10 protein-coding genes are annotated in these 8,647 nt (G+C 60.6%); 6 read left to right on the top strand and 4 right to left on the bottom strand.

Annotated features, from left to right (window positions below; all coding sequences use genetic code 11):
• Positions 1 to 118: 118 nt before the first annotated feature.
• Complete coding sequence (locus LDO54_RS15375) at positions 119 to 298, bottom strand: Flp family type IVb pilin (protein ID WP_224011550.1); 180 nt, start codon at positions 296 to 298, stop codon at positions 119 to 121.
• A gap of 307 nt (positions 299 to 605) precedes the next feature.
• On the opposite strand from LDO54_RS15375, the gene LDO54_RS15370 reads away from it, so the two are divergent.
• The 4 genes from LDO54_RS15370 to LDO54_RS15355 all read left to right on the top strand — a co-directional run bounded on the left by LDO54_RS15370 (position 606) and on the right by LDO54_RS15355 (position 4,418).
• Entirely contained in the window at positions 606 to 869 is a 264-nt protein-coding gene (locus LDO54_RS15370) for a hypothetical protein (protein WP_224011549.1), read from the top strand.
• 233 nt (positions 870 to 1,102) lie between these two features.
• Positions 1,103 to 1,693 (top strand): TadE family protein, encoded by a 591-nt coding sequence (locus LDO54_RS15365; protein WP_224011548.1) that lies wholly within the window; start codon positions 1,103 to 1,105, stop codon positions 1,691 to 1,693.
• 34 nt (positions 1,694 to 1,727) lie between these two features.
• Positions 1,728 to 2,903, top strand: a complete 1,176-nt coding sequence (locus LDO54_RS15360; RefSeq protein ID WP_224011547.1) for a pilus assembly protein TadG-related protein — start codon at positions 1,728 to 1,730, stop codon at positions 2,901 to 2,903.
• Between the two features lie 363 nt (positions 2,904 to 3,266).
• Positions 3,267 to 4,418: a porin gene (locus tag LDO54_RS15355; protein WP_224011546.1), complete on the top strand. Its 1,152-nt coding sequence runs from the start codon at positions 3,267 to 3,269 to the stop codon at positions 4,416 to 4,418.
• Between the two features lie 73 nt (positions 4,419 to 4,491).
• Here the strand turns inward: LDO54_RS15355 and LDO54_RS15350 are convergent, their stop codons facing one another.
• From LDO54_RS15350 to LDO54_RS15340, 3 genes are all read right to left on the bottom strand, one after another.
• Positions 4,492 to 5,280, bottom strand: a complete 789-nt coding sequence (locus tag LDO54_RS15350; RefSeq protein WP_436975595.1) for an MlaA family lipoprotein — start codon at positions 5,278 to 5,280, stop codon at positions 4,492 to 4,494.
• Between the two features lie 101 nt (positions 5,281 to 5,381).
• Positions 5,382 to 5,810, bottom strand: a complete 429-nt coding sequence (locus LDO54_RS15345; protein ID WP_224011545.1) for a DUF3331 domain-containing protein — start codon at positions 5,808 to 5,810, stop codon at positions 5,382 to 5,384.
• A gap of 30 nt (positions 5,811 to 5,840) precedes the next feature.
• Positions 5,841 to 6,065, bottom strand: coding sequence for a hypothetical protein (locus tag LDO54_RS15340; RefSeq protein WP_224011544.1), 225 nt, complete (start codon positions 6,063 to 6,065; stop codon positions 5,841 to 5,843).
• Positions 6,066 to 6,559: 494 nt separating this feature from the next.
• Here LDO54_RS15340 and mqo point away from each other — a divergent pair, with 494 nt between their 5' ends.
• Positions 6,560 to 8,194: a malate dehydrogenase (quinone) gene (gene mqo, locus LDO54_RS15335; RefSeq protein ID WP_224011543.1), complete on the top strand. Its 1,635-nt coding sequence runs from the start codon at positions 6,560 to 6,562 to the stop codon at positions 8,192 to 8,194.
• 59 nt (positions 8,195 to 8,253) lie between these two features.
• Positions 8,254 to 8,556 (top strand): DUF3579 domain-containing protein, encoded by a 303-nt coding sequence (locus LDO54_RS15330; protein ID WP_224011601.1) that lies wholly within the window; start codon positions 8,254 to 8,256, stop codon positions 8,554 to 8,556.
• Positions 8,557 to 8,647: the final 91 nt, after the last annotated feature.

Here is an 8,647-nt window from a genome sequence, read left to right as displayed (position 1 = left end):
TTGCCGTAGCGATAAGCTTTTGCATGATTAACCCCTTGGATGTGGAATGTAATTTGTTGCCCGAAACTGAGTGGATGCTCCCTGCCCCCACCCTTCCTACTTCTTCGTCACTTCGTCGTCAGGACTTCGGCATCGCGGTCGAGATCGCGGTGAACGCGTTGTTGATCTGCGTGCCGAGCGTCGTGACGACCGTCACGATCACTGCCGCGATCAACGCGACGATCATCCCGTACTCGACGGCCGTTGCGCCGCGCTCGTCCTGGATGAAGCCCTTTGCCGCGGCGATAAGTGCTTGCATGATTAACTCCCTGAGTTTGATTAATCCCCCCCCGAGTTACCTCAGGTCTCCTGGGCGATCGCACTTCGTTTTTCATTGCGCCGCTCAGGTGATTCCGTTTTACGCGCCCCGCAATTCGTCTAATGTTGGCTTTCGCACGCTAATCGCGATTTACGGCAATAAACCGGGTTTTCCATTAATACCTGATTTCGTTTTAGCGCATTAATTGAAATTGAGATTGATTATCATCCAGAGATGCGACGGATAAACCGAAAATCTTCAGGGAATTCCCCAATCAATTCTTTCCGCGCACGGCCGATAACCGACCATGCTTATATTTGCTCAGGCAGCAATCCCAGTCTGCACGGGGGTTCCAGAGATCACAGGAAGGCCTGACGCAGCCGCTCCAGAAAAGCTTTTTTTCATGCAGTCGCCGTATAAACTGGTATATAGCGATCAACAAAAGTCAGGTTATTTTTTAGCGTTGACACAGAAAATTACCGTACAAACCCGCATAAAAACTCGCCACCAATCCATTTTCCGTCAGAAGCGTGCGAAACGCTTAAAAAATAATGTGCCGATTAAAATATAACGACCGTTCTGAACGCACTGGATCATCTCCAAAAATAGAAACGTTTCCATTAAACATTTTTTGAAGACCGCACCACTCTCTGCGCGATTGGTTTGATTCCGCACGCAAGCCACTGGCAATTCGTAATAGATTTGCTCGGACTGACAGCCGTGCGCCCTCGGACCGGGCGGGCGACACCGACAAGCGGCAAGCCACGGCACGTGCTGACAGCCCTACAAGAAAGGAGACCAATCATGCACAAGTACATGAGTGCCGCGACTTCCAGCACGGTTGCGGGTCAGCGGGGGAATCGCAGCAACGGCGCAGGGCGCGCACGCCTGGCTAGTTCCGGGCAGCAGCGGCAACAACGGCAACGGGGGCAACGAGGGCAACGCGGCTCGGCGATCGTCGAATTCGCGCTCGTGCTGCCGCTGCTGCTGATCCTGCTGTTCGGCATCGTCGAGCTGGGCTTCGTGCTCTACGACAAGACGGTCATCACGAGCGCGAGCCGCGCGGCCGTGAGGCAAGGCGTGGCGTTCGGCGAAACCGCCACGGGCACGCCCTACTATATGGCCCCCGCCACGGTCAGCCAGATCGCCACGGGCGGCCTCACGACCATGCTGATCAACTTCAACTCGTCGAATCAGCCCAGCGTCACGCTATCGAGTTGCACGGCGGCGAACAGCTGCACGACGGGCGTGGGTTGCAGTGCGGGCAATTCGTTGACCGTGACCGTCAGCTACACGTTTCAGGGACTCTTGCTCGGCGCGGCGCTCAGCCCGTTTCCGGCCGCGTTCAACAACCTGCTCACGCTGACCTCGTCAACGATGATGAGTTGCGAATAACGGCGCGCAAGCCCGCACTAGAGGAGTCCACAGCATGAACAAGATCTTTACGGGACGCCGCGCGCGCCGTGAGCGCGGCGCGGTCGCCGTCCAGGTGGCCTTGCTGCTGATCACGCTGCTCGGCTGCGCCGCGATGGCGCTCGACATCGGACGCTGGGTCGTCGTGCGTCATCAGTTGCAGAACGCCGCCGACGCCGCCGCACTCGCCGGCGTGCGCACACTGCCGGGCCAGCTGGCGGCGAGCGCCGTGCCCGCCGTCTGGGCGACCGCCACGACCGCCGCGACCACCGCCGCCACGCAATATGCCTCGGCGAACAACGCCAACGGCCAGGCGGCCAGCGCGCAAACCATCAGCGTCGGTTACTGGGACGTCGCCAACGTGCCGTCGAGCGTGCCGTCGTCGCTGCCGCAGACCATCACCTCGACGACAGTCAAGCCCGCGGTGATCGTCACGGTGAGCCTCGCGGGCGGCGCGAATCTGCCGCTCGTGCTCGGCGCGCTCGTGGGCGTGCCGTCGTTGCAGGCGAGCGCGACGTCGGTGGCCGTCGTGTCCGCGCCGGGCGTCGCGCTGCCGGGCGCGTTGTTCCCGATCGCCCTGAACCAGTGCGTCTATCAGAACGCGGCGTTCTGGAAGAACGGCCAGCCGATCACGGGCGCCGAAATCGAAATCGGCAACGGCGCGCCGTCGAACTGCATCGGCGCTGCCGCGCAATGGACCGCGCTCACGATAGATTCGAATTCGAGCGCCTACGGTCCGTGCGCAGGCATGAGTCCGAGCAACGTCCAAACCGCGTACTGCCTGATGAATTCGGGCAACGGGCCGGCCATCGGCACCGGTACGAAGATCTCGATCCAGCCCGGCGTGGAATCGTCGATCTACAACAACTTCCCGTTGACGCCCCCGCTGATGGTCACGGTGCCCGTGGTGGCCGACGGCACCGTCATGAGCGGCAGCGGCGGTGGCGGCGATACGCCCGTCGTCGGCTTCGCCTCGCTGCAGATCGATTACGTGATCGGCGCAAACGGCAAATCGACGCCTGCGTGCAATTCCAATTCCCTCTGCTCGCCGGCGCCTTGCACGAAGTGTGTGATCGCGCATCTGATCGCCGACCGTGCAGGCAGCACGACGGCGGGCGGCACGACCTCGTCGTACTATGGCGCGCTCACGCCGCCGGTGCTCGCGGCGTTGCCGTCGAGCGTGTGGTACTGACTGTGTGATCGATACGGCCATGAGCGATGGCGCTTGATGCGCGATCGTTCATGGCCGTCTGCTTTTCTTCATCGCACATTCAACGCGCCGATTCCCTCGCCTTCGTCAACCGCGTGTGCAGGAAAAGTCCCTTGCGCCAGCACGCGTGAATGACAACGTGCGCGCGTGCCCTGCCTGAAGCGCGCATCGCCTCGCCGCTGACTCCCTCGTCAAACCATTCTTCCGCGCAGTGCAACGCACTTCTTCGCGCACTGCAATTTCTCGCAAAAAGCCGAACCCCTATGCTCCGTCCGCTCGTTCGAACGAGCAGATCGAGACGTCGATCGCAACGATCGGCGTTGGACCCCACACCGTACACATACAATGAAAAACGTCGTCATTTCAGGGGCGCTTGGCGCGCTGACCGCCATCGCGAGCACCACGCCAGCCCATGCACAAAGCTCGGTGACCTTGTACGGCATCGTCGATACGGCGCTGCGCTATCAAACCAATGCCGCCGCCGACGGCAAGGACTTGATGAGCATGGCCGTCGGCCCGGAAACGCATAGCCGCTGGGGCTTGCGCGGCAGCGAAGATCTGGGCGGCGGCGTCTCCGCGATCTTTCGCCTGGAGAATGGTTTCGAATTGAATAGCGGCGAAATGCACGTCGCGAATACGTTATTCAGCCGGCAAGCCTATGTCGGTCTGTCGAGCGAACGCTACGGCACGCTCACGCTCGGCAATCAATATGCGCCGCTCTACGACACGATGGGCGACGTGTTCGATCCGCTCACCGTCGGCAATTACTGGCAGGACAGCTGGATGTGGAATGGCATCGGCCCGTATCTGACGATCAACAACAGCGTCAAATACAAGCTGAGCGTCAACGGACTGACCGTCGATGCGATTTACGGCTTCGGCAATCACGCCGGATCGGTCGGGCTCGGCAGCAGCTACGGCATCGAATTGAGTTATGCGCGCGGACCGGCACTGCTCGGCGCGGGCTGGCAGCAGACGTCGGTGAGCAGCGCGTCGGGCAGCATCGTGAACGGCGCGAAGATCAACCTGCTGCACGTGAGCGGCGCGTATCAGATCACGCCCGCAATCCGCCTGCTCGCGGGTTGGATACGCGCACAGGATCAGACCGGCACGACGGACGCCAACATGCAGCAATCAGGCGCGCCGAAACTGCCGGGCAGCAGCCCGAACCGTATCGACGACACGCTTTATATCGGCGCGAACTGGCAGGCGACGCGGCCCTTGCTCATCACCGTCGCCGGTTATTACGGGCGCACGCGCAATGCGGAGCGGCTCGACGGCACGCTGGGTTCGGGCATCAACTATTCGGCGACCGTGCTCGCGGAATACTCGCTGTCGAAGCACACGGAAATCTACGGCACGGCGGACTTCTCGCGCGGCACCGGCGCATTCGCCGCCGACTATCCGGGCACGACCGATACGCTCACGGGCACCGTCGACAAACTCGGGCGCAGCAATAACGTGGGCGCGGCGATCGGGTTGCGGAAGATTTTCTGATCGGCGCGAATCGCGCAAACAGCGCATAGGCGCGCGGTGCGGATTCGGACTTTGAATCCGCACCGCGCGTTTTCTACTGTGCAGTTTGTGATTGCGCCGCGCCACTGTCTTGCGCGGCTGACGGCGCGCTATCGCTCCGCTCGGACGGATCGTCGTAACTCGGCAAAGCCTTGCCGTCGTCGAGCGCATTGGCGCGGCTCTGCAAATAGCCGTCGCGCACGAAACTGTATTTGTCGAGCGCCGCGAGTTCCAGCAGATCGGTGGCGCCGAGCAGATGCGAGCGGCTGCTCACCACGTTCACGCCAAAGAGCGGCGTGCTCGCTGCGATCGGCATGAAGGTCGTGGGATTGATTGCGCTGGAAACCAGCAGCCCGCCCGCATCGCGCACGGAACTCGGGCCAAACAGCGGCAACACGAGATACGGCCCGGCCGGCACGCCATAGTGGCCGAGCGTGAGGCCGAAATCCTCATGATGCTTCGGCAGACCGGCGGCCGTGGCCCAATCGAGCAAGCCGCCGAGTCCAAAGGTCGAATTCATCGCGAAGCGCATCAGGTCTTCGGTGGCATCGGTGACTTTCAACTGCAGCAGGTCGTTGACGAAGTTGCCGACATCGCCGAGATTCGAAAACAGATTGCCCACCGCCGTTTGCAGCGGCTCCGGCATCACATGCGCATAGGCACTCGCGACCGGTTTCGCCACGCTACGGTCGAGACGCTCGTTGAATGAAAACATGGCGCGATTCATCGGCTCGAGCGGATCGTCGGCCTCGCGCCGACTGGCCGTGGCGCACGCGCTCAATGCAAGCAAGGCGGCGAGACTCAGCGTCTGCGCCGCGCGGCGCGTGATGGACTTTAACTTCATAAACGGCTTGATCTGCGGGATTCGGGTTGGCGAAACCAACACTCGCGCCCTTCCCTTATTCTTTATTTGCACGCGCGAGCCTGTCACGCCCGATCGCGGCACTAGCTGATACTGCCCGGCACGCCGTCCACCATGAAAGCCAGCACGACTTCTTCGCAATTCACGGAGCGCTGGCCGCGCGTGCAAGGCCGATAAACGATATCGCCGCGTCTGACCCGCAAGCCGCTCAACACGCATTGCGTCGAACGCCGCGCGACGCCCCGGATCCACAATTGCTCGGCGTAATGTCCGAGCGTGGCGTCGCACCAGCAAATCAGAATCGAGCGATCGGAAACGCGATCGACAATCGTGAAGCTCGACGAACCCAGCGTGCGCACGCCGGATCGTGCCGGCGTGTTTTTCTTCCACGCTGTCCAGTTGTCGCGCTGCCCGGCGATCCTCTCCCGTGCTAACTCATCATGCGGCGACGAGATTCTTCCAAGCTGCGCAACAGTGTTTTCCCAAACACGCCAGGTATTCGCGTCATTCAACTTCATTCTCCGCAACGGCGAAAAAGTGAATCAGCTTCCGAAATAGATATTGCAGAACGAAACCGGGCCGACGCATTCGTCTTTCTTTTCGCCTTGCTTGTGATGGTCGACGCGGCCGAACGCATGATCCGACGCCCCTTCCTGATTCACGACTGCGTTTTCGGCGGCAGCGGACGGCTGCGCATGATTGCCCTGTGCATGGGCGGTAGCAGCACACAAGGACACGGCAATAACGAGGCAATGCAGAACTTTCACGACTTTTCTCCAGACGGGCGGCGTCACAGTGCCGCAACAGTGCGAACTATAGTTCTCCGCTCTGCACCGATTAAGTCTGCCTGAAGCAAGGGTCCGTTCCATGCGTTGCGCTGGCGAAGCGCGTAAAACCGATGTTTTCGCCAACGCGGCATCGGCAATCGACTGTCAACGGATTCGCAATACTTCACTGCGCAAATCGAAAAAATAACAAATTGAAAGCCGTCGATATTCACAGATAACCGGTAAAGGTCCATTTCCAGACCGCGACTATATGTAGCAGGGTCGAGGCCGTAACATCGCTTCCGGGCAGCCAGACAACATCGCGGCATGCGATTCGTCCGGCCTGTTTCAGCGGTTCTCACCGAATTCATTGTCTTGTCGCCTAATAGCGCACCAGCGGGCATGGATTCGATGAGATCAGGCAATACGACGCTTCAGCGGTTCGACGCCGTTGAAGCCATTGTGGAAATCATCTTGCGCTTCGGCGCCGGCGAATGACCATCTTGGAAAATGCACAACGAGAAACGCTAACGCGACCCGAACATTCTGTTCACGCGCACGGCGAATCGGGAAACGAATTCGAAAAAGTCGACGTCCTGTTCATTGGCGGCGGCATCATGAGCGCGACGCTCGGCGTTCTGCTCCATGAACTCGAACCCGGCTGGTCAATGGCCATGATCGAGCGGCTCAGCGATGTGGCCGCCGAAAGCTCGAACGGCTGGAACAACGCGGGCACCGGGCATACGGCGCTCGCGGAACTGAACTACACGCCGCGCAATGCCTCCGGCTCGATCGAGATTGCGAAGGCCGTGCGCATCAACGAGGACTTTCAGATCTCGCGGCAATTCTGGTCGTGGGGCGTGAATCGCGGAATCCTGAAGCAGCCGCGCTCGTTCATCAATACCACGCCGCATATGAGTTTCGTCTGGGGCGACGACAACGTGCGTTTCCTGAAAGCGCGTCACGAAGCGCTGCAAACCAATGCGCTATTCCAGAGCATGAAGTACTCGGAATCGCATCGGGAAATCGCGCAATGGGCGCCGCTCATGATGGAAGGCCGCGATTCGCGCCAGAAAGTGGCGGCCACGTGGTCCTCGATTGGCACCGACGTGAATTTCGGCGAAATCACCCATCAATTCGTGCGTTATCTGGAAAGCCAGTCGAATTTCAATCTGCTTCTGAATAGCGACGTCAAGCAGATCGCGCGTAACGACGACGGCAGCTGGCGCGTGACCGTGGGCAACACGCACGCGCAAACGCGCCGTATCGACGCGCGCTTCGTGTTCGTTGGCGCGGGCGGCGGTTCGCTGCCGCTGCTTCAGGAAGCCGGAATTCCCGAAGCGAAGGAATATGGCGGCTTTCCGGTGGGCGGTTCGTTTCTCGTGACCGAAAATACCGATATGACGAGCCGTCATTTCGCCAAGGCCTACGGCAAGGCGTCGGTCGGTTCGCCGCCGATGTCGGTGCCGCATCTGGACACGCGCATTCTCGACGGCAAAAAGGCGCTGCTATTCGGCCCGTTCGCCACCTTCTCGACCAAATTCCTCAAGAATGGTTCGTATAGCGATCTGCTCGCGAGCACGCGCATGAACAATATCGTGCCGATGGTGCGCGTCGGCCTTTCCGAGTTTTCGCTGATTAAATATCTCGCCGGTCAATTGATGCTGTCCGATGCGGATCGCCTGAAAACCTTGCAGGAATATCTGCCGCGCGCGCAGCAGCAGGACTGGCGGCTCTGGCAGGCCGGCCAGCGCGTGCAGATCATCAAGCGCGACAAGGTCAAGGGTGGCGTGCTGAAGCTCGGCACCGAGATCGTCTGTGCGAAGGACGGCAGTATCGCGGGTTTGCTCGGCGCCTCGCCGGGCGCGTCCACGGCGGCGCCCATCATGCTCAACCTGCTCGACATGGCCTTCAAGGAGCGGCTGCGCACGCCCGCATGGCAAGCGAAGATCCGCCAGATCATTCCGGGCTACGGCACGCTGCTTTCGGCGAATCCGCGCAAGGCTTACGAGTCGTTGAATGCGACCAGCGAAGCCCTGCAATTGAGCGCGCCGCCGCAATGGGAATCGACGAGCCGCCACGCAGCAGCAGCAGCCAGCGCCGCCGTTCCCCAACGCTCGCTGGCCTGAACGCCGCGCGCCCGCTCTACCGCGATGCCTGAATCGATTTGCCCATGAACGAATTGCAGATGAATAGCGCGAAGCCCGCTGCCTACGTCATTCAAGGCGTGACCCACAAAGGCAAGACGTTTCGGCCGAGCGACTGGTCGGAACGTCTCGCCGGTGCGATGTCGAGCTTCGGTCCGCCCGCGCGCGGCGTGCGAAAGGAAGACACGCACCTGCGTTACTCGCCCTACGTGTGCCCGATGATCATCGGCAACCTGAAATGCGTGGTGCTCGACGCGCGGCTGCGCGAAGTGGCGCCCTACGCCTTCGATTTCGTGCTGCGCTTCGCCGAGGACAACGATCTCGTGGTGGAAAAGCAGGGCTAATTCGATGCACGCAGGGGTTCCCCACAATCCCGCCATTTTCAATATTGAAGTCGCTTTTTTAAAGCAGCGAGAGGTCTAGCATGGCAGAAGC

It is taken from the genome of Paraburkholderia tropica, from assembly GCF_914484835.1.
In the GTDB taxonomy this organism is placed as follows: domain Bacteria; phylum Pseudomonadota; class Gammaproteobacteria; order Burkholderiales; family Burkholderiaceae; genus Paraburkholderia; species Paraburkholderia tropica_A.
The sequence above is the reverse complement of the archived record's forward strand: the minus strand, read 5'-3'. Positions and strand labels throughout refer to the sequence as shown.

Excerpts from the sequence above, each read along its gene's own strand:
- LDO54_RS15375 (WP_224011550.1), bottom strand. The coding sequence starts at position 298 with ATGCAAGCACTTATCGCCGCGGCAAAGGGCTTCATCCAGGACGAGCGC.
- LDO54_RS15370 (WP_224011549.1), top strand. The coding sequence starts at position 606 with ATGCTTATATTTGCTCAGGCAGCAATCCCAGTCTGCACGGGGGTTCCA.
- LDO54_RS15365 (WP_224011548.1), top strand. The coding sequence starts at position 1,103 with ATGCACAAGTACATGAGTGCCGCGACTTCCAGCACGGTTGCGGGTCAG.
- LDO54_RS15360 (WP_224011547.1), top strand. The coding sequence starts at position 1,728 with ATGAACAAGATCTTTACGGGACGCCGCGCGCGCCGTGAGCGCGGCGCG.
- LDO54_RS15355 (WP_224011546.1), top strand. The coding sequence starts at position 3,267 with ATGAAAAACGTCGTCATTTCAGGGGCGCTTGGCGCGCTGACCGCCATC.
- LDO54_RS15350 (WP_436975595.1), bottom strand. The coding sequence starts at position 5,280 with ATGAAGTTAAAGTCCATCACGCGCCGCGCGGCGCAGACGCTGAGTCTC.
- mqo (WP_224011543.1), top strand. The coding sequence starts at position 6,560 with ATGACCATCTTGGAAAATGCACAACGAGAAACGCTAACGCGACCCGAA.
- LDO54_RS15330 (WP_224011601.1), top strand. The coding sequence starts at position 8,254 with ATGAATAGCGCGAAGCCCGCTGCCTACGTCATTCAAGGCGTGACCCAC.